16 protein-coding genes are annotated in these 21220 nt (G+C 48.1%); 7 read left to right on the forward strand and 9 right to left on the reverse strand.

Annotated features, from left to right (window positions below; all coding sequences use genetic code 11):
• Positions 1-2 precede the first annotated feature (2 nt).
• Together BIZ37_RS02820 and BIZ37_RS02825 are read right to left on the reverse strand one after the other, a co-directional pair.
• Positions 3-758, reverse strand: a complete 756-nt coding sequence (locus BIZ37_RS02820) for an aspartate/glutamate racemase family protein (RefSeq protein WP_187460211.1) — start codon at positions 756-758, stop codon at positions 3-5.
• A gap of 34 nt (positions 759-792) precedes the next feature.
• Positions 793-1452, reverse strand: a complete 660-nt coding sequence (locus BIZ37_RS02825; RefSeq protein ID WP_187460212.1) for a GntR family transcriptional regulator — start codon at positions 1450-1452, stop codon at positions 793-795.
• Positions 1453-1726: 274 nt separating this feature from the next.
• Between BIZ37_RS02825 and BIZ37_RS02830 the strand changes: the two genes are divergently transcribed.
• Complete coding sequence (locus tag BIZ37_RS02830; RefSeq protein ID WP_187460213.1) at positions 1727-3184, forward strand: NCS1 family nucleobase:cation symporter-1; 1458 nt, start codon at positions 1727-1729, stop codon at positions 3182-3184.
• A gap of 92 nt (positions 3185-3276) precedes the next feature.
• On the opposite strand, the gene BIZ37_RS02835 is transcribed toward BIZ37_RS02830, so the two are convergent.
• Genes BIZ37_RS02835 through BIZ37_RS02850 form a run of 4 tightly spaced genes read right to left on the reverse strand, consistent with a single transcriptional unit; the run spans position 3277 to position 8118 of the window.
• Complete coding sequence (locus BIZ37_RS02835) at positions 3277-4998, reverse strand: ABC transporter permease subunit (RefSeq protein WP_187460214.1); 1722 nt, start codon at positions 4996-4998, stop codon at positions 3277-3279.
• A 35-nt stretch (positions 4999-5033) separates the two neighbouring features.
• A complete protein-coding gene (locus BIZ37_RS02840) occupies positions 5034-6527 on the reverse strand; it encodes an ABC transporter substrate-binding protein (RefSeq protein ID WP_187460215.1) in 1494 nt (497 codons plus the stop codon).
• A gap of 23 nt (positions 6528-6550) precedes the next feature.
• Complete coding sequence (locus tag BIZ37_RS02845; RefSeq protein WP_187460216.1) at positions 6551-7354, reverse strand: ABC transporter ATP-binding protein; 804 nt, start codon at positions 7352-7354, stop codon at positions 6551-6553.
• A gap of 8 nt (positions 7355-7362) precedes the next feature.
• Positions 7363-8118 carry an ATP-binding cassette domain-containing protein gene (locus tag BIZ37_RS02850; RefSeq protein ID WP_187460217.1) on the reverse strand — a complete coding sequence of 252 codons (756 nt, stop codon included), beginning with the start codon at positions 8116-8118 and terminating at the stop codon, positions 7363-7365.
• Positions 8119-8455: 337 nt separating this feature from the next.
• On the opposite strand from BIZ37_RS02850, the gene BIZ37_RS02855 reads away from it, so the two are divergent.
• From BIZ37_RS02855 to BIZ37_RS02865, 3 genes are all read left to right on the forward strand, one after another.
• Positions 8456-9766: an MATE family efflux transporter gene (locus BIZ37_RS02855; RefSeq protein WP_187460218.1), complete on the forward strand. Its 1311-nt coding sequence runs from the start codon at positions 8456-8458 to the stop codon at positions 9764-9766.
• 123 nt (positions 9767-9889) lie between these two features.
• Positions 9890-10360 (forward strand): hypothetical protein, encoded by a 471-nt coding sequence (locus tag BIZ37_RS02860; RefSeq protein WP_187460219.1) that lies wholly within the window; start codon positions 9890-9892, stop codon positions 10358-10360.
• 318 nt (positions 10361-10678) lie between these two features.
• The gene (locus BIZ37_RS02865; RefSeq protein ID WP_107297196.1) at positions 10679-12757 is read left to right on the forward strand and encodes a DUF4962 domain-containing protein; all 2079 of its coding nucleotides are present in this window, start codon (positions 10679-10681) and stop codon (positions 12755-12757) included.
• A 196-nt stretch (positions 12758-12953) separates the two neighbouring features.
• On the opposite strand, the gene nagE is transcribed toward BIZ37_RS02865, so the two are convergent.
• Positions 12954-14408 (reverse strand): N-acetylglucosamine-specific PTS transporter subunit IIBC, encoded by a 1455-nt coding sequence (gene nagE, locus BIZ37_RS02870; protein WP_187460220.1) that lies wholly within the window; start codon positions 14406-14408, stop codon positions 12954-12956.
• 235 nt (positions 14409-14643) lie between these two features.
• Between nagE and BIZ37_RS02875 the strand changes: the two genes are divergently transcribed.
• Together BIZ37_RS02875 and BIZ37_RS02880 are read left to right on the forward strand one after the other, a co-directional pair.
• Entirely contained in the window at positions 14644-15537 is an 894-nt protein-coding gene (locus tag BIZ37_RS02875) for a LysR substrate-binding domain-containing protein (RefSeq protein ID WP_187460247.1), read from the forward strand.
• A gap of 430 nt (positions 15538-15967) precedes the next feature.
• Complete coding sequence (locus BIZ37_RS02880) at positions 15968-17497, forward strand: hypothetical protein (RefSeq protein ID WP_107297194.1); 1530 nt, start codon at positions 15968-15970, stop codon at positions 17495-17497.
• A gap of 156 nt (positions 17498-17653) precedes the next feature.
• Here the strand turns inward: BIZ37_RS02880 and BIZ37_RS02885 are convergent, their stop codons facing one another.
• Positions 17654-18550: a LysR substrate-binding domain-containing protein gene (locus BIZ37_RS02885; RefSeq protein ID WP_370577295.1), complete on the reverse strand. Its 897-nt coding sequence runs from the start codon at positions 18548-18550 to the stop codon at positions 17654-17656.
• Positions 18551-18720: 170 nt separating this feature from the next.
• On the opposite strand from BIZ37_RS02885, the gene BIZ37_RS02890 reads away from it, so the two are divergent.
• Positions 18721-19977, forward strand: coding sequence for a D-amino acid dehydrogenase (locus BIZ37_RS02890; protein ID WP_187460221.1), 1257 nt, complete (start codon positions 18721-18723; stop codon positions 19975-19977).
• A gap of 137 nt (positions 19978-20114) precedes the next feature.
• Here the strand turns inward: BIZ37_RS02890 and aguA are convergent, their stop codons facing one another.
• Positions 20115-21206, reverse strand: a complete 1092-nt coding sequence (gene aguA / locus BIZ37_RS02895; protein WP_187460222.1) for an agmatine deiminase — start codon at positions 21204-21206, stop codon at positions 20115-20117.
• Positions 21207-21220: the final 14 nt, after the last annotated feature.

Below are 21220 nucleotides of genomic sequence, written 5' to 3' on the forward strand. Positions count from 1 at the left end.
GGTTAGTCCTCCTTGCCTGCAACTGCCGACCAATGCTGGTAACGACCAGTGAACGGTTTGGCGGGTGGCGGGGCATAGGTTGCAACCTTTGATGTTGATAAGGATAGCCGATGGAGCGACTCAGCCAGGCTGACAGCTGCGGTAACACCATCGATGATCGGAACACCCAGTTCACTCTGCAAGTCTGAAACAAGATCTGACATACCCGCACAGCCAAGTACGATGGCTTCTGCGCCATCATAATGGAGGGTTTCCCGACAGGCGGCTAACAACTGCTGGAAGGTGGCATTGTCGGTTTGCTCCAGTGCCAAAACCGGTAACTCGATAGCTCGAATGGCACAGCAACGCTCCGCTAGGCCATAACGTTGTAATAAGTGCTCGGCAGTTGGGATTGTGCGTGCGAGGGTAGTGACTACCGAAAATCGATGGGCGACTAAACTGGCGGCATGAAAGGCAGCTTGTGCAATACCAAGCACTGGAGCTTCGGTGAGTTCCTTAGCGGCATCAAGGGCCGGATCGCCAAAACAGGCAACAATATAGGCATCAGGCTTGTTCGTCTCTTGCTCACACTCTCTGATCACGTCGAGCAACCCTGCTGAAGCTAAGACTTCATCGCGGGCGCATTCGATGGTCTCGGGTCCATGCTCGGGGGAGCAGGCGGTAATTTGGGTGGTTGGCAGGGCAATATGCTGTGCACATAGGGCGATTTTGTCTGTCATTCCCTGGCAGGTATTGGGGTTGATAAGTTGGATCCGCATCCGTGGGCTCCTCTTTGATGTAAAAAAACTGTGCTTAATGGAATAGGGTATCGAAATCGACCGCCTTGCTGTTCTTGTCGAATACAAGGCTGTTTTGAATGATCTCTAAGTGGTGTTCCATCCATGTTTTTCCGGCGTTTACCTCACCGTTATCTAACAGTGAAATGAGCTCGATGTGGCTACCACAATCACAACCGACACTGTGCTTGGTGCCAAATACGGCAATGATCAGTGAGGATCGAAAAGCCAGTTGTTCAACAAACTGGGTTAGGGTGTCGTTGTTGGCAACTTTGGCCAACTCGATGTGGAACAAGGCGGTATATCTGATTGCAGCGGCAAAATCGTTCTCGTCCTTGGCTCTGTCTTCTTGCGCAATGATCTTTCGTAGGTTCTCTGCATGGTGTGGCTGCCAATGGTTGGCAATTGCAGGGATCAAGCCGGTTTCGATCAAAATGCGGCTTTCAAAGACTTCTTGAGCCTCTGTCGCTGAAGGTGTCCTGACTTCAGCCCCTTTGTTAGGCTGGATCGTAATGAAGCGCTCTATCGCCAATTGTTGCAGTACCTTGCGGATCGCTGTGCGGCTGACTTTGAACCTTTCGGCCAGCTTATCTTCTGGCAAGCGAACACCCGGTACTAATTGTTGGGTAACAATCGCATCACGAATTTTGAGATAAATAGCATCGTATTGAATCATGGTTATCAGTCCATAACATCCATTAAATACAATATGTCGTATAAGTGTATACAATTAGCTTAATTGAATTTTCATAATAAAAGCAAATAAACAAATAATAAAATGCGATATGGACATTTTAGTGCGCTAATTTGGGGCAAGCCTGCATCATATTGATGCGCATAACACCTTATTTTTACTTATATAATCCATCTAACCCTTTATTTAAGCGGATAAAAACGTTGGCATGATGATTGTATACATTAATTGTATACAATTGAGAGAGGGAATTATTATGGATAAGGAAATTAAAGGTGTAACGATCAGTCCCAGATTGATTAATGATGATCTGGCCCCGGAGAAAGAGCAGAAATGGGGCTGGTACAGTATTTTTGCTTTTTGGATGTCAGATGTTCACTCCGTGGGTGGTTATGTATTTGCAGCAAGCTTATTTGCACTTGGCTTAGCGAGTTGGCAGGTTTTTGTTTGTTTAATATTGGGTATTTCGATTGTCCAGTATTTCGCTAATTTAATGGGTAAACCGGGACAAAAAGCCGGTGTTCCTTTTCCCGTTGTTTGCCGAATGTCATTTGGTGTGCTGGGGGCGAATATTCCAGCGGTAATACGCGGGTTAATCGCTGTCGTTTGGTATGGTATTCAAACGTTCTTGGCTTCTAGTGCCTTTATTGTTCTGATCCTTTATTTTGCTCCGGAATATGGACGTTATACCGAAGGGTCTTTCTTAGGCTTATCACCATTAGGCTGGTTTGGCTTTGTCTTTATGTGGATAACCCAGGCGATGGTCTTCATGTTCGGTATGGGGGCAATTCGTAAACTGATTGATTGGTCTGGCCCAGCTATTTATTTGGCAATGACATTGCTGACGGCTTGGATGGTCTATAAAGCAGGTTGGCAGAATATCGATTTCAACCTAAGTGACTCATCACTTACTGGCTGGGATGCATTTACCCAGATGGCAGTAGCAACAGCCTTGGTTGCAGGTTATTTTGCAGGGCCTACTTTGAATTTCAGTGACTTCTCTCGTTACTGTAGCTCTTATAAGGCTCTGAAGTTTGGTAACTTCCTAGGGCTGCCGATTAACTTTGTTCTTTTCTCGCTATTCAGTGTGATTATTGTTGCCGCCTCAATGCCGGTATTTGGTGAAATTATTACTGACCCAATCGAAACTGTTCATCGCCTAGATAATGGCCTGGTGATTATTCTCGGTGCTTTTACCTTTATTCTGGCAACCATTGGCATCAATATCGTGGCTAACTTTGTTGCTCCGGCTTTTGATTTTTCCAATGTGTCACCTCAGAAGATCAGTTTCAAAACCGGTGGTTTTATTGCCGCTGTCGGTTCGGTATTAATTACGCCTTGGAATTTGTTCAATAATCCAGAAGTTATTCATTATACGGTTGATGTGCTAGCTGCAGTGATTGGCCCTCTATACGGCATCATTATCATTGATTACTTTAAAATCAGGAAACAAGAAATTGATATTTCTGCGCTATATACCGAAGATAAAACCAGTCGTTACTGGTATCAGGGTGGCGTAAACAAGCAAGCAATATATGCGTTAATTCCATCAACGGTAGCGGCATTGTTCTCCTCATTTATTGTGGTTGAACTGGCAAACTTCTCGCTCTTTATTGGCGGTATTTTAGCTGCGGCGAGTTATTGGTTCCTGATGAGTTACGAATGGCAGTTAAATGTTAAAAAGCGCAACCATGTCAGTCTGAACGAGGTGTAATCAATAACAAGTAATACTTAATCATTATTTCAAACCAAAAGAAAACCCAGCGGCAATGAATGATTGCTGCTGGGTTTGTTGTTTATATTGGCTTATTTTTCCTGCTGGTCTTCAAACAGCAGATTAATAGCGATGCTTACCAATACCAGACCTAGGATAGGAGCCAGAACCGCTTGCGGCGCACGCTCAATGTAAGGCAGGCTTTCGGCTATCAGCAATCCCCACTCTGGATGAGGAGGCTTTGCGCCCAAGCCAATGAAGCTCAATGCTGTCAGGCTTAGTGTGATAGGTGGAAATCGCATGACCGTGTGCCTTAGCAACGGCGGTAAAATATAAGGCAGCTGATAATGTCTCAACATTCGCCAACGACCCACACCCCAAAGTGGTGCTAAACGGATATGCGGCTGTGCCCTTGCCTCAAGTAATAGGCTGGAACAATGGGAAGCCAAAGGTGCCCAGGAAACCAATACCACAGCGATAAGCGCACTGTTTGGATGCATACCAGAAAGCCCTGCAACCAGCAGGCCGGCTACGATATACGGTGTCCCTTTGGTGACTTCAATCAAGCCCTGGCTGAGTTTGGTGTTGAACCCCATGATGATCCCGACCAGTAAGCTGAGGATTGTTGCCAGCACACCCATGCTCAGGGTGGAAAGCATCCCTTGGCCTACTCGGGCCAGCAAGTCACGACCAACGGCATCGGCACCAAGTGGCGCTGCCAAACTTGGTGAGAGCAAGCGGCTAAACTGGCTGGTGTAGGGATCACGCATTTCTGCCCATAAGGCAAAGCCAACCAATAGCAGCAAGATAGAAGCACTGACAATGCGCTTAGTGCGGTTTTTGGTAAAGCCGAGTGGAGGATTACTGGTGATCAGTTTGCCACTCTTCAACCCTTGTCCTAGCCATAGGTGTTGGAAAAGGATGGTCAGGCTACTAATAGCAATTGACATAACGAGAAGGAACAGCAACCCGCCCTGAAGGGTCGGAAGATCCTGAGCAGCTGTTGCCCCCAATGTCAGCCGGCCAATACCCGGAATGGAGAATATATGCTCGACTGTTACCGCACCACCGGTCAAGCCGATGACGATCATAGCAATCTGCGGAAGCAGGTTGCTAAGGGCACGGCGCAGCGCATAACGGCCAATGTGCACAGAGCTTATATTGGCACTGAGCCAGGTGATGACCCAAGGTTCATCCAAAACCCGTTGTAGGCTATCGTTGAGCAGCTTGGTAAACAAGCCTGTAGCAGGTAATGCCAAAGCAAGGCTTGGTAACCAGATGTTTTGCCAACCCTGCCAACCATAAGGAGGTAACAGGTTTAACCAAATAGCAAAGAACAAAATCAGCAAGGTGGCTATTACGTATTCAGGCAGCGTGATAAGTACTGTACTGATACTGCCATTGAGCTTATCCAGTCGGTTCCGTCGCCATTGCCACATAGTGTGCTGGACACTGATGCCACAGAACAACAAGGTCAGGCCGAATGCACAAGCCATCAACAATAATGAGGTGCCAGCGGCACTCATTATTGATTGGCTGACAGGACTGCCGTCAATCCAAGAGACACCGAGGTCACCTTGAAAAAGGGATGTAAGCCAGTCCCAAAGCCTTTCCAAGCTGGTTCGGTGCAGTCCTAGATCCTGACGGACTGCTTCTAGGGCCTCCGGCGTCATCATGCGCTGTTGCCCTGAGCGGGCACGCAAAATCGCTTGGGTAGGATCAATGCCGGCAATATCCGGCAATAAGCCAACCAGCACGACCATGGCCGACAGCGCACCCGCGCGTGACAGCCATGGTAGTGAGCGATTTAGCATAGGAGAACCTGAAAGGTTGGCAAATCGCATTGTGCTTAGTTCACATCCGTAAATTCAGTGACAAGCAGACGTTCGCGAGGGTCACGCTCTGCATTTTGAACGCGTAGGCTTTCACCTTGGATGACACGCTCATGAAGTAGAGGGATCGCTGCGTATTGGCCGAGGATGATCTGCTCCGCTTCAATGGTCGCTTTTTGGCGAGCTTCACCTAGCGGTTGAAGGTCTGCATGGGTCAGTGCTGCATCCACTTCTTCTGAACAGAACTGACCTAGGTTGAATGAGCCTTCACAACCGAAATCACTCATCATATAAGCGACTGGGTCACCTGAATCGAGTACCGTGGCACGTGATAGCATGAAGATATCAAAGTTACCGGCAAGGGCATCGTTTTCGATTTGGGCGTATTCACGGATATCCAGCTCTACATTAAAGCCGGCATTTTCTAGTTGTTGCTTAACTAAAACGGCAACTTCTGGAAGCTCTGCACGGTCGGTAAATGTACCAAGGACAATTTTCTCGCCATTAGCTTTTAGGCCTTGTTCAAGCTCTGGTGCATCAGGGCGGATTGGAGCTGCCCAAGCAAGCGCAGGACCAAGTAGGCCATCGGCTTTGTCAGCACGGTTTTCGTAAACCGTTTTGATGATCTGCTCACGGTCAATAGCAGCAGCAGCAACCTTGCGCATTTCAAGCTTACTGAATACCTCTGATGAGTTGTTCAGGTACAGCGTATTGGTACGAGGCATGCTGACTTCGTGAAGAAGCTCAGGATCAATCATCGCCAACTGAGAAACAGGCACGGCTTCAACGACATCTGCTGTACCGGTACGCAGTGCTGCAGCACGGGCGAAACCATCTGGCACATACTCAGCGGTTACACGTGCGATTTTAGCTTTCTCACCCCAGTAATCATCAAAACGCTCTAGTTTTGCGCTGGTTGCACCGTTAATTTCGGTCAGGATGAATGGGCCACTACCGGTACGGGTCGGGTTAACACTTCCGTTATCTTGGTAAGCACTGGCGGCAAGGATAGAAAGCTGCGGGCTCGAAAGGCGGCTAGGTAAAAGTGGGTCGTTAAACTCGGTTTTAATTTCGACACGCATGCTATCTAAGGCACGAACTTGCCATTCGATACCGTCGATAATACGTGGCTTAGGTGCCGCCGCGAAGGCCTTCTCTAGAGAATTAACGACAGTCTCAGCTGTCAGTTTGCTGCCATCATGGAAAACAACACCATCACGGATAGTAAATTGCCAAGTCAGATCATCAACCTGCTTCCACTCTGTTGCGAGTTTCGGTAAAGCTTCAGCTTGTGGGTTCAACTCAACAAGAGTCTCCGCGGTTCTCCAGCGGGAAAGTTTGAACGCATCATCAGACAAAGGTGAGAGGCCAGTACGTGGCGGCTGCATCATGGCAAGATGAATTTCTGCGCCTTCGTTTGCAGCTGTGTTGTCTGTAGATGAATCGAAACAACCACTTAGGGCTAGCATTAGGCCAGCGGCAACAGTGGTTTTAAGCAGGTTTGAGGGCATGATAATGTCCTTGATAATCATAGTTAGCTCGCAATGGCTTGCGATGGATATTGCATATCTACCAACGATTGGCTGATAGGGTGGGTCGGGTTGTCAAAGATCTCTTCTGCGGTACCGTACTCAACGACTTCTCCTTGAGCGAGTACTAGGATCTCATCACATAATTCTTTGGCGGCACTTAGGTCATGGGTCACTAGAAGTAACCTCATATCCCTTTGCTTTTGCAGATTCTGGAGCAAATCGAGAATGTACCGGCGGCTGACGGGATCCAAGCTACTGGTGGGTTCATCGGCAACTAATACACAAGGTTCAACCACAAGTGCTCGGGCAATAGCAACCCGCTGGGCTTGGCCCAGTGACAGTTGGCTTGACTTGTGCTCAAGCAGGTCAGCACTTAAGTTGACATCAGCAAGGGCCTGCAGCAGACGTTGTTCGCAACCTTCGGTCATACCTACACAGTGTTGTGGCTCTGTCAGAATCTCCCTCACGGTATAATAAGGATTCAGGCTAGTGTGCGGCTCCTGCGGGATAAGCTGGATATGTCGGCACAGTTGCTGGCGTTGTTGCGCCGAAATTTGAGAAAGCGGTTGCTCGCAAAGGTAAACCTCACCTTCGCTGATTTGTCGCAGGCCAAACAGCAATTCAATCAAGGTCGATTTGCCCGCACCGGATGGGCCGACAATTGCCAGGCTTTGCTGATCAACATTTAAGTTCAGTTTGTTAAGCGCGACGAAGGGCTTTCCGCCTAACCAACTTGGCCTTGAGTAGTAATGCACACTGACATTGTCGAAACGAAGTTGGGCCGAGCCACTGTTGTGATGATGCATGTGTGCTCCTATACCATCAACTGGCGCAGTTGAAGGCAAAATGGGTGCTGGCTGTCTAGCAGGGCTTGTTGTGGTTTGCCGTAGGCAATCATTTGTCCCTCATCAATCACAACGAGCTTGTCACAAGCTAACGCACTGTGAAGATCATGGGTGATCAAAACGCCGGCAATGCCTTGCTGCTTGATGCTGCTTCTCAGTAAATCGAGGATTTCCCTCTCGGTCACGGGGTCCAACGCGCTGGTTGGTTCATCGGCGATGAGAACCTGTGCACTACCAAGCAGTGCCATGGCAATACAAATTCGCTGGCGTTGGCCGCCTGAAAGCTGGCTTGGATAGTGCTTGAGAGTTTGTTCTGGCTTTTCAAAACCAAGTTGGCTAAGCAAAGCACAGATCACCTCTTTGCCCGCCTCATTTTTAGGATTCCCCGCACTGAGCGCTAAACTCAACTGCGTGCCGATACGAGCCAAAGGGTTTAAAGCCTGGAGTGGGTCTTGGAAAATAACTGCAGCACGTTGCTCTGGAGTGCGCTTTAGCAAGTTGATTTGGGCAACGTCATTACCCGCAATACGGATTTCACCTTGCGGTTGAATCCCTTTGGGTAGGAATCCAGCAATAGCTTTTGACATCATTGACTTACCGATACCCGATGGACCCATTACCGCCAAGATTTCTCCTGCATTGACTTCGAATGCGATGTTCTTAAACAGCGAGCCTTTGTCGTGATTGAGGCTTAACTGGTTGACGGTAAGTAGTGGTGCATTCATTTGGGTATCAATGTAATGTTATAAAGTAACGATGATAATCATTTTTAAAAGTATGACAAGGGCAGTGAGGAATAAAAAAAGTAGTTTCATGGTAAAAAAATGCATTTATGCAATTTTTTGCCCTCAAAGTAGTGTTTTTTGCAGTTTCATAATTTATGAAAAGATTAGGAGATAATGAGTTTTTGTGGTAATAATTCTCATTTCGCACCGAATAACAGCTCCGACCTGCCTCAATACGGGTAAAAAAGAACCTAGATTATCTCTGAGCGAGTGCCTTTAGGAGCTTGTTGCAGGCCCAATATACGCCTCACAATATTACATCTGAACGATATAAATCATGGCTTTAACAAACAAAGATTATTACAAGATTGCAATCCCGTTTATTATTTCGACCGTCACCCAACCATTGCTTGGTGCTGTCGATACCGCTGTTATTGGCCGCTTGGGTGTTGCCGAATTAATAGGTGGGGTGGCTATCGGTACCGTTATAATGAATACGCTCTACTGGTTGTTTGGTTTTTTCCGGGTGAGTACCACTGGGCAGAGTGCCATTGCCATGGGCAAGAACTGTAATGAAGCCAAAGCCAGCAGTTTGATCCGCCCTTTTATGCTGTCAGGGTTGGTGGGATTGATCTTTGTTTTGACCCAGTCTCTTATTTGGCAGGGGGCATTATGGGTAATAGAACCCGCTGCGGATGTTGCCGTCCACGCCAAGACCTACTTTGATATCCTCATATTTGGTGCCCCGTTGGTACTGCTTAATTATACCGTTATAGGTTGGTTGATGGGGCAGGCGAAGGTGAAGGAAGTCCTGTTTACCCAAGTCTTCGGTAATGTGCTCAATATTATCCTAGATGCCATTTTCGTTCTCTGGTTTGACTTCGGTGTCGCCGGAGTGGCGTTCGCCAGTTTGATTGCCCAGGCAACCACCTTTGCTATCGGCATGGCGTTGATTGTGAAATCAAGTGATTTTTCACTGTGGCAGTACCTTGGCATGGCAAAGATCAGTAAAGCTGATCTGAAGACCATTATTTCATCAAATACCGACTTGATGCTGCGGACTGTTTGTATTTTGATTTTCTTCAACATGATGGCAAGGACGGGTTCTCGTCTAGGGGCGGATGTGCTGGCGACCAATGCTATCCTGATGCAGGTGACCTTTATCATCAGCTATATGTTCGATGGTGTTGCCAATGCATCAAGTGTGTTTTCCGGAAAGGCTGTTGGTGAAAAGAATCCTGGCCTGCTCAAAGACGTGCTAAAGCTAAATTTCCAATGGACTACGTTGTTTGTGGTCGTGATGACCGCTTTCATTGCCCTGTTCAAGGATGACTTGGTCCTGCTGTTTACCCAGATCCCATCGATCATTGATTTGTTCGAGGAGATGTCGGCTTGGTTATTGCTGTTCCCGTTGGTAGCGGGTTATGGCCTGACGGTATACGGCATATTTACCGGTACTGGCACCACCCGTCCGGTTCGTGATTCAAGTATCGCGACTTTGGTTGTATTCCTGATTGTTACTTACCTTACGGTAGACAGTATGGGCAATCACGGTCTATGGCTTGCGTTTACCTTGTTTTATGTTGGCCGTTTTGCCTTCTTGTACCCATTCATTTCTCAAGTTAAACAAAAGTGCCTCCAAGCTTGATGGCCCCTGGCTACAGGCGCACCTAGCAGCCACCTAACATCCTGCTGCTAGGTGTTTATTGCGGTATCCACTGGGCTGTAATAGCCTAAGAAGATAATGATAATCAGCCTAGTGGAAGCCACCGTGAAAATTGTCAGTGTCGATCAGACCAACATGCAAACCTACCTCAACCTGTCGCAGCCCTATGAGGCAGAGTTCTCCGTCTATACCAAGAAAATGCCTGATGAAAATGGGCTGTTCGCTATGGATACCTTGATTGGCGGCAACGTGATGGGATTCCTGCTTTATATCGATAATGCGCCGGCTGGATTGGCAGCGATTGCGGAGACGTCTGCGGGTCATTACGAAGTGTGCGATTTCTACGTCGTGCCTATTTTCCGCAAGAACAAGATGGGGCAGCAGTTTGCCCATCAATTGTTTGCCATGATGCCCGGCGAGTGGGAGAGCAAGCAAATTGATGGCGCGGTACATGCTATCGCTTTCTGGCGCAGGGCCATTGGTGCCTTCACCAATGAAAGCTATGCGGAAGATATCTACCAGGACCCTTATTGGGGACCGGTAACCCGCCAGAGTTTCTCGACACTGCCGGCCTAAGGGCTACCCAACATCTTTCCAGTTCTATCTGTTATCAATCCTCCTGCAATCTCATAGACATGGAGAGGAGGGGGATTGGTCAGAAGCCTGTTTCTTGGCTATGTTTTAAAACTCGCCTCATCTTTAAATTCGCCTAAGTAAAACTGGATGCATAGCATTTTGTTTTAGTGCCATAATTGCGCTTTGTTGCATATCGCCATATCACGAAATAAGTAAAAATTCGTGTCAGGGTGGTGACTATTCCCCTTATTGTATTACAATAGCATTAATTGATTTATACCAATCCCCATACACTTTCATTGATATAAGAGAGTTAGCATGAGCAACCAAAAATCTCTTGATGCGATCAGGAAGATGAAGCTGGAAAATGATACTTCAGCTGGTAACCTTGTAGACCTACTCCCTATCGAAGTACAAAAGCGTGACTTCGACCTTTCTTTTCTAGACAACTTGAGCGAAGAGCGTCCTCGTCTTCTGGTTCAAGCTAAAGATCTAGCAGATTTTAAAGCGAAGGTGCAGGCTGATGAGTCATACTGCATGTTCGACGATTTCTGGAACAACTCAACCGTTAAGTTCCTAGACACAGAACCTTACGCAGAGCCACAGCCTTACCCAGAAGAAACAGTGGGTAAAGCGTCGCTATGGCGTCCTTACTGGCGTCAAATGTACGTTGATTGCCAGATGGCACTTAACGCAACACGTAACCTGGCAATCGCCGGTATCGTAAAAGAAGACGAAGAGCTAATCGCAAAAGCAAAAGCTTGGACTCTAAAACTTTCTACTTACGATCCAGAAGGCGTGACTTCTCGTGGTTACAACGATGAAGCCGCATTCCGTGTTATCGCGGCAATGGCTTGGGGTTACGACTGGCTACACGCTCACTTCACAGACGAAGAGCGTCAGCAAGTTCAAGATGCATTGATTGAACGTCTAGACGAAATCATGCACCACCTGAAAGTAACGGTAGATCTACTGAACAACCCGCTGAACAGCCACGGTGTTCGTTCTATCTCTTCTGCGATTATCCCAACGTGTATCGCGCTTTACCACGATCACCCGAAAGCGGGCGAATACATCGCATACGCGCTAGAGTACTATGCAGTACATTACCCGCCATGGGGTGGTGAAGACGGTGGCTGGGCAGAAGGTCCTGATTACTGGAACACTCAAACTGCATTCCTAGGCGAAGCATTCGACCTATTGAAAGCCTACTGTGGCGTAGATATGTTCAACAAGACATTCTACGAAAACACCGGTGACTTCCCGCTTTACTGTATGCCTGTTCACTCTAAGCGTGCGAGCTTCTGTGACCAGTCTTCAATCGGTGACTTCCCTGGCCTGAAACTGGCTTACAACATCAAGCACTACGCGGGTGTTAACCAGAAGCCAGAGTACGTGTGGTACTACAACCAGCTGAAAGGCCGCGATACTGAAGCACACACTAAATTCTACAACTTCGGTTGGTGGGACTTCGGCTACGACGATCTTCGCTTCAACATCCTATGGGATGCACCTGAAGAGAAAGCACCGTCGAACGACCCACTACTGAAAGTGTTCCCAATCACTGGTTGGGCGGCGTTCCATAACAAGATGACTGAGCGTGATAACCACATCCACATGGTATTCAAGTGTTCACCATTTGGTTCTATCTCTCACTCACACGGTGACCAGAACGCATTTACCCTACACGCATTCGGTGAAACGCTTGCAGCGATCACTGGCTACTACGGTGGCTTCGGTGTTGACATGCACACCAAGTGGCGTCGTCAAACGTTCTCTAAAAACCTGCCTCTATTCGGTGGCAAGGGTCAGTACGGCGAGAACAAGAACACAGGTTATGAAAACCACCAAGATCGCTTCTGTATCGAAGCGGGCGGCCAGATCACTGACTACGACACTGAGTCTGACGTGAAAATGGTTGAAGGTGATGCGACGGCTTCTTACAAGTACTTCGTACCTGAAATCGAGTCTTACAAGCGTAAGATCTGGTTCGTACAAGGTAAAGTATTCGTGATGCAGGACAAGGCGACACTTTCTGAAGAGAAAGACATGACTTGGCTGATGCACACGACATTTGCTAACGAAGTGGCTGACAAGTCGTTCACTATCCGTGGTGAGAAAGCGCACCTAGACGTGAACTTCATCAACGAGTCTGCTGACAACATTCTTTCTGTTAAGAACGTTGAAGGCTTCGGTGAGGTTGACCCATACGAGTACAAGGATCTAGAAATCCACCGTCACGTAGAAGTTGAGTTCGGCGCGGCTAAAGAGCACAACATCCTAACGCTACTTGTTCCTAACAAGAACAACGGCGAGCAGGTTGAGGTGTCTCACAAGCTTGAAGGCAACACGCTAATGCTAACTGTTGACGGCGAAACCGTTACTATCGAGCTGTAATCAGCCGAACAGTTTAAGCCTGTTCTAGATACAGCCAAAAGGCCCTAGGTTGAAAAACCTAGGGCCTTTTTCATTGCTGTAAAAGAAACAGCATCAGAAAGGGTGAGAGCGAAATGTTTGGGTGTGCATCAGGGGGAATTGATGCGGTTAACAATTCGCTCTCGGGGGAACCGTTTAGACGGTAGGTATTAAGCTATTAGCTCAACAGATTTTTCATTTCCTGGGCGACTTTATCAACTTTGCCCATGCCAACGATAACCTGCAGGCCACCAGAACCGATGGTTACCACACCGGCAGCGCCGAGTGCTTTCATCGCCTCTTTATCCGCAATGGAAGAGTCTTTTACCGTCAAGCGTAGGCGGGTGATACAGTTATCAACTTCAAGGATATTATCCTTACCGCCGATTGCCGCAATATAAGCATTGGCCAACTCGCCCATGTCTTCCTTGTTGACGCCTGATTGCTCATCTTCGCCGCGTCCCGGTGTCATTAGGTTGAACTTGGTAATAGTCACTCGGAAGATGCCGTAGTAAAGGCCGAAGAACACAAGACCTTGTACAATTAGCATGTACCATTTGGTTGCTAATGGGTTCTGGCTCGAAAGTACGAGGTCAACCAAGCCTGCCGAAAAGCCGAAACCTGCCATCCATTCCATTGTCGCGGCGATGTAGAGTGAAATACCTGTCAGTACGGCGTGGATCAGGTAAAGCACAGGGGCAACGAACATGAAGCTGAATTCAAGTGGTTCAGTGATACCGGTAAAGAAAGACGCCATTGCCGCTGCCAGCATGATAGAGAAGACTTTGTCTTTGCTTTTCTTGTCTGCGCATTGGTAGATAGCCAAAGCTGCACCCGGTAGGCCGAACATCATGATAGGGAAGAAGCCTGCCTGGTACATACCGGTCTGGCCGACGACTGCAGTACCGTTGGCGATAGATTGCGCACCGCCAAGGAAGTTCGGAATGTCGTTGATGCCGACAACGTCAAACCAGAACACTGGATATAAAGCGTGGTGCATACCGATGGTCAACATCAAACGGTTGAAGAAGCCGAACAGGCCTGCACCCACAGCACCCATAGACTGAAGTTGGGTTCCGAATGCAATCAATGCATCATAAATGACCGGCCAGACAACCAGCAGGATACAGGCCATTGCGATACCGGCGATTGATGTCAGGATTGGAACCAAACGCTTGCCGCTGAAGAAAGCCAGTGCTTTAGGCAATTCGACCTCGTGGAAGCGGTTGTAGATTTCAGCCGAGACAATACCGACAAGGATACCGACAAACTGGTTGGCAATCTTTGAGAAAGCCGCAGGTACCGCATCGGCTGGAATGTGTTTGAGCTGGGCAACCACCGCAGGGGAAAGCAGTGTGGTCAGTACCATAAAGCAAACATAACCGGACAGCGCGGCAGAGCCGCTTTTATCCCGGCTTAAGCCAAAGGCGACACCGATTGCAAACAACACCGCCATATTATCAATGATGGCAGCACCTGATTTAATGAGTAAGGCTGCCGCGACACTTTCCGAACCCCAACCGACGGGGTCCATCCAGTATCCAATCCCCATTAGGATAGCCGCAGCAGGTAGGGTCGCTACGGGTACCATAAGGGCCTTGCCGACCTTTTGTAGATATCCAAGTATGTTCATGATTTACCTTGTTATTTTGTGAGATGAAGAAACTTTTTCAGGCAGCGCAAGCGCGCCCGGCAATCCACTTGCCAGAAATGAACTGTGAATTTAATGGCGCTCATCATCGGTAATTTCAGGGAGACGGACAAACGAAAAGTGCAGTAGAATGTATTAAATATTTTAATACATGCCGATTTAGGCAGCTTAATGACTGGAAGGGATAGTGGAGCGTAAACAACAACTGCTGGCCAATATGCATTCATTCAGCGTGGTGGCCAAATACCTCAGTTTCACCAAAGCTGCGCAGGAGCTTAATCTCACCCAAGGTGCGGTAAGCCATAGGATTAAAAACCTCGAAAAGCAGCTGGGCTTTCCGCTGTTCGTCCGGTTGACCCGCCGAATGGAATTGACGCCGGAAGGGGAAAGGCTGCTTTTGACCTTGAACCAGTCATTCGAAAGTATCTTCAATGAACTTGAGGATATTATCAGCAATGAGTTGAGTGGCGAGTTATATATCGGAACTTCCCCGGCCTTTGCCAGTAGTTGGTTGATGCCACGCCTTGGTAAGTTTCGTGAACTGTATCCGCAGTTAAATTTGCGGGTGAAGGTAAAAGGTTACCGGCCAGATTTTCAATATGAACCCTTGGATGCCGCAATTTTCTATAGTAGCGGCCACTATCCAGATTGTTACAGCTCCCGTTTGTTTGACGAGCGCCGTATCCCTGTGTGTTCCCCTGACTATGCGCAGGAGTTTGAACTCGAAGAGGGAAAAATGAACCGATTGGAGGACGTGACGTTTATCCATGGTGACCGCTCACAAATTTGGTCTCGCTGGTTGGAAAAGATGGATCTGGATATCAATTGTTACCGCCGAACATGTACTTTTAACCTTTACGAGCATGACATCATGGCGGCAAGGCAGTCGCTCGGTGTCGCGATGGGCCGTCTTCGTTTTGTTTTGCCTTATTTACAATCCGGTGAGCTTGTTGCTCCATTTGAGTCGATAAATAACGGTTTGGGCTATGACTTGGTATGCCCGGAAGGGATGCAAAAGCGGCCTAAATTCCAGGCTTTTGCCCGATGGTTGGCACTGGAGGTTGAACAGGAAAACCGCTTCGACCTCGATAGTACGGATTTACTCAAGTAACTTGGGCTTATAAATATTTCCAAATGTTAAATTGATTAGTACATCGTAGGGTGTTTCTGATTGGGCATGAGGCACATTAAATTCTGAAATTTTGAAAGGTGGGCCTGATGGCCGCGCTGATCTTCGATTAAGTATTAAAAATAAAGAGTTTTTTTCCAAATAAGAACAGGATTAAACAGGTTGTAGTTTCATATGGGGGTGGCCTGCTCACTTTGACAGAAATAGTAACGATTGAATTGCACTGTAACACTTTTGAAATAGTGATAAACACCCTAGTTAATAGACAATATAGCGAGGCACCGGACGTCAGTTCGGCGCCTTTTTTTTTGAGCTCTTTTTTAAGTTCAAAGTTTAATGAGCAAGCAAGGATGCTTACTGGTAAATAAGTTTAATTACCGCTTTTTTTGAGGCGGTTTTATTTGGAGTTTTGATGGAAAACTTATCCTATCTAGTGGCTTTCAATCACTTGTTTTTCTCCATGGTTGCTGTCGTTATCATGGTTTTACTCGCTCGTACCGTTGTTGCGGGCACTAAGTATTCAGCAGTATTGATGATCGTTGTTTTCGGTCTGCTAATGGGTACGCTATTTGTAGAAAGTGGGCTTGCTCAACCTGGCTTGGGTGATTTCCCGGTTATTGTGTTGTTGGGCCAGACTACGGTCATTGCGCTTATTGCATCATTCTTCGTCGGTGGACAGGAAATCCGTCGTTTGTTGATGAAACAACTGGGCAGTGTGGAAAGCTTGGTTGAACCGGGTAAACATGAAGTCTTCGTCGGTACCACAAGCACCCAGTTGGTGTATGTGATCCGTGCATTCGTGCTACTGATGAGCATCGAGATGGTCTCTGCGCTGATTTCAGGTCGCAGTGGTTCTCACCCTCTAGGTGAGTCTTACATGGCGCTAGCGTATGTAGGCATGACAATCTCCCTGATCCTTATCGATAGCAAGGCGAAAATTGCCAACAAGCGTAACTACCTTGTGCGTGGTGTGGTTGAAGTCATCGCTATTATTGCTGTTTTGATCATTTCGCTTCGTATTTCCCAGTTGGTATCAGGCTTTATCGGCCTACCGCAAATCTTCTTCGCGATGGTGCTTTCTTCTGGCCTAGGCATGGCAATGCCTAAGTGGAAGTTGGGTCCAACAATGAACGCGCTCCTTTTTGCCGGTATCCCTGTCGTACTAACAGGTAGCTTCTTGGTGGGTGGTTCTCACATGATGGAAGCGTTCAGCATCCCAGGTCTACAGAGCGTAATCGTATACGGCTTTGCCGGTCAGATGTTCTGGATGTTCGGTGGTCTTGCTATCCTAATCTTCCTGGCAAATGCAAACCATGTGCGTAACTTGGCACCGGGTATGGCGGGCGGTCTGTCTCACTCAGGTCTGACAGGCGCATGTACAGCAGGTGACCTTGGTGCAACGGCTGCAGGTCGTGCTCCGATCATGATTAACGTACCTTTCCTTGGCCATATCTTCGTATTCACCATCTTGGCTGCAAGTGCGGAAAGCGGCGTACTTCTAGTGCAGTGGGTTGTTCCTCTTGTTCTAGTCGGTCTGGGCTGTGTTTATCTAGCAACCAAGAACCTGCGTAAAGCTAATGGCAACGATGAGATGGAAATCAAAGGCTTGATGCAATTTTCATTCGGCTGGCAGATTACCGCAGTATTCGGTAGTTTCACCATCCTGCACTTTGCCGGTATGCCAATCGAAAACGCCTCTATGGCAGCAGCGTCTGGCCTATCTCACTTCGGTCTGTTCGCAGCAACCCAGGGCGGTATGTTCGGTGCGGAAGCGGCGAGTATGATCACCTTCATCTTTGCTACGCCATTCCTTGTTCACCCACTGGTATTTGGCCTGTTTGGTAAAGCGGCAGAGAACAATGGCCCGATGGCGAGCAAAGCGGTTATGGCCGTATTCATCATTGGTTCCCTGGGCGTGCTTTTCTCAGCATTCTCAGTGTAAGTACGCGAGTTACCTAGTATCGCGTAATTCAATCGCGGTCTAACCGATTAAAGCCACCGTCAGCAACTCTAAAAAATGAGTTGATGGCGGTGGCTTTTTTTTACCCGCAATTTTCTATTAGTTGTGTTACAGGTGGTTGCGTTATCGGTGGTTGTGTTATCGGTTTCGTTGCTGTGTGATGGTTTGGCTTAACCACTGACAGAAGCATTCAACAGCAGGGTTATTGTGCTGACGATATAGGAAATATCCGGCCTCGGCCTTAATGGCGGGATAGGGGGTGACTAATCGGTTTTGTTCAACTTCGCTGCCCAGCAAGGCTTGGCGAGCAAGGGCTACACCGAGCCCCGCTTCTGCTGCTGCCATCGCCATATCGGTTCGATTGAAATAGTGTCCTTGCGGTAACTGAGCCAACTCTAGCTTCATCGAATCAAACCAGCTAAGCCATTCCTGATCTTTTTGCGCTCCCTGCCATGGCATTGCATCGTGTAGCAAAGTGATCTCTTGCCATATGCTTTCAGATTGCCAATTGAAACTGTTGTAATATGCCGGGCTCATTACTGGGACGAGGTGTTCCTCAAGTAATAATTCGCCGCCATTGGTATCAGTGTCGAACTGGCAGTAATCAATCACCAAATCCACATCATCACACCGGTGATCAACGAGTGCACCATCGGCAAAGGTTTGTACCTTGAGTTCTGGGTACTGGCGGTTAAAGTCATGGAGCTTAGGCACCAACCATTTGAAGGCAAAAGACGGTGTGAGTTTAAGCCGTATTTCCGTACTGGTTAGCGGGGCCTTTAATTCAGCTAATACTTGCTTGATTTGCCCAATACTAAGATCCACCACATCAAACAACTGCTTGCCACTGTCAGTCAAGGTGAGTCCGCGAGAATGGCGGTGGAACAAGGTGATATCCAATCGGTTCTCTAGTTGTTTGATTTGCTGGCTGAGCGCACCAGTTGTTAGGTGCAATTCCTGTGCTGCCTTGGTCAGGCTTTGGTGTTTAGCCACAACGGCAAAAGTGGCGAGGCCGGCGAATGTACTTGTTCTCACATTAATCCTCGAAATGACGTCATTTGATTGTGTTTAGTATTTCTAAACACAGCCCTTAAATAATATCGATTGTTAGCAGAATGTAAATGGAGGATTCTTGCTCGCACAATAATGCGTGCTTCATCCAGATTGGCTGGATGATTTGCTTTAGTTTAGTTTTGAGGATTCAGATGGAAGTTATTGTTTTGGGCAGCGGTGTGGTTGGGCTGACCTCTGCTTGGTATCTGCGCCAAGCCGGGCATGATGTGACGGTCATTGACCGTCAGCCGCGCAGTGCCGAGGAAACCAGTTTCGCCAATGCTGGGCAAATCTCATACGGCTATTCATCACCTTGGGCTGCACCAGGCATTCCGGTCAAAGCCATGAAATGGTTATTGCAAGAACACGCTCCATTGAAGATCAAGCCTTCGGTCTCGCCTGAGTTATATCTCTGGGCCAGCAAAATGTTGGCGAACTGTAATACGGCCCGATATCAAATCAATAAGTCCCGAATGCTGAGAGTCGCCAATTATAGCCGCGAGTGCTTAAAGCAGCTGCGCAACGACTTTGATTTGAATTATGAGGGTCGCCAGCAGGGTACTTTACAAGTGTTCCGCACCGACAAGCAGTTAGAAGCGGTGGCAAAAGATATTGAGTTGCTGGCCGAAAGTGGCACCCGTTATCAGGAGTTGGATGTGGCAGGGTGCATCGCTGCCGAGCCTGCCTTGGCTGCGGTAAAAGACAAGCTGGTGGGTGGTTTGCGCTTGCCTGATGATGAAACGGGCGATTGTTACCTGTTCTGTCAGCAATTGACAGAGCTAGCCAAGCAAGCTGGTGTGAACTTTAGGTTTGATACCGAGATAACCAGACTGGAAGTTGAGGAAAACCGGATTAGCTCGGTGCATACCAGCAATGGCGAGTTCAAAGCGGATGCCTTCGTGGTGGCGATGGGAAGCTATTCACCGCAGGTGTTATCCCAGGCTGGCATTGTTGTCCCCGTCTACCCAGTTAAGGGGTACTCACTGACCATGCCGGTAAAAAATGGTGAGGCTGCACCTATTTCTACCGTGATGGATGAGACCTACAAGGTCGCGATGACTCGGTTTGATGACAGGATCCGGGTTGCCGGTACAGCTGAGTTAGCAGGGTTTGATTTGAACTTGGCAGAAAAGCGCAAGGCAACCATTGCCATGGTGATTCAGGACTTGTTCCCGCAAGGTGGCGAGATAGAAAAGGCGGAGTACTGGACTGGGCTAAGGCCAATGACACCAGATGGCACGCCGGTAATTGGCAAAACACCGATTAAAAACCTGTATACCAACTCGGGCCACGGCACATTGGGCTGGACCATGGCATGCGGCTCGGGCAAATTGCTGGCCGACATTATCAGCGGTGCAGAAACGGATATCGATACCACTGGCCTGGATGTTTATCGTTATATCAACTGATATATAACTTAACAGGCTGTAGTGAAGGTCTTTTTAAAGGAAATGGGAGCTTAAGCTGTGAAGCCGCTCGATTCTGCGGCTTCATGTTTTGCTTTAATTGCTGGATTAGCCGTTGCCTTTTAGCCTAACTCATGGGGTTAAACACAAGGCACCTGCTGGGTAATACAGTGGATGTTACCCCCGCCCAAAAGAATCTCCCTTGCATCGACGCCAGTGACTTTGTAGCCAGGGTAGAGGTCGTTGAGTAAGTCCTCTACCTCGGCATCTAGGTTGTCATCAAGCAATGGATAGACAATCTGATCATTGGTAACGAGGTAGTTGGCGTACGAGCCAGCCAAACGCTCACCCGGAGTACGTTCCATCCCATCAGACACGTCAACCCCGCTGGCTTCATTTTCCGAGATAAACAAAGGCCCCGGCATTGGCAGTTTATGGACTTTGATTTGCCGCCCCTTCGCATCTGTTTGGGTTTCAAGCACATCTAATGCCTGGCGTGAGATATCATACTGCGGGTCATTCTTATCCTCACACCAAGTCAGCACCACTTCACCTGGGCGAACAACATGAATCAGGTTATCGACATGACCGTTAGTTTCGTCATTGTATAAACCACTTGGGATCCAAACGACTTTTTCCACGGAAAGGTAGTCGTAAAGGACCTGCTCGATCTCTTCTTTGGACAAGTCTGGGTTACGGCTTGGGTGGAGTAAGCACTCTTCGGTGGTATAAAGGGTTCCTTCGCCATCGACGTGGATGGAGCCGCCTTCGAGGACGATAGGCGCACGGTAGCTGGCATCACCATGGAATTCACACACCTTTTGTGCGACTGCATCGTCTTTATCCCAAGGGAAGTACAAACCATCGACCAATCCGCCCCAGGCGTTGAAGTGCCAATCGACGCCGCGCCTATGACCTTCCTTGTCAACCACATAAGATGGGCCGATATCGCGCATCCATGAATCGTCGGTGCTCATTTCGACCAAGCGGACGTGGTCTGGCAGCATCTGGCGGGCATTTTCAAATTGCTGGGCACTGACTACCATATTGACCGGGGTTGACTGGGAGATAGCTTCTGCAACTTTGACAAAGGTTGTCTGCGCCGGCTTACCCCCGAAGCGCCAGTTATCGGTGCGCTCAGGCCATGCCATCCATACTGCGGCTTGAGGTTCATGTTCGCCCGGCATTCTGAAGCCGTCTTGTCTTGGTGTTGAATCAATTCGTTTGCTCATGGCTAGACATCCTA

The organism is Photobacterium sp. BZF1, assembly GCF_014349205.1.
Lineage (GTDB): Bacteria > Pseudomonadota > Gammaproteobacteria > Enterobacterales > Vibrionaceae > Photobacterium.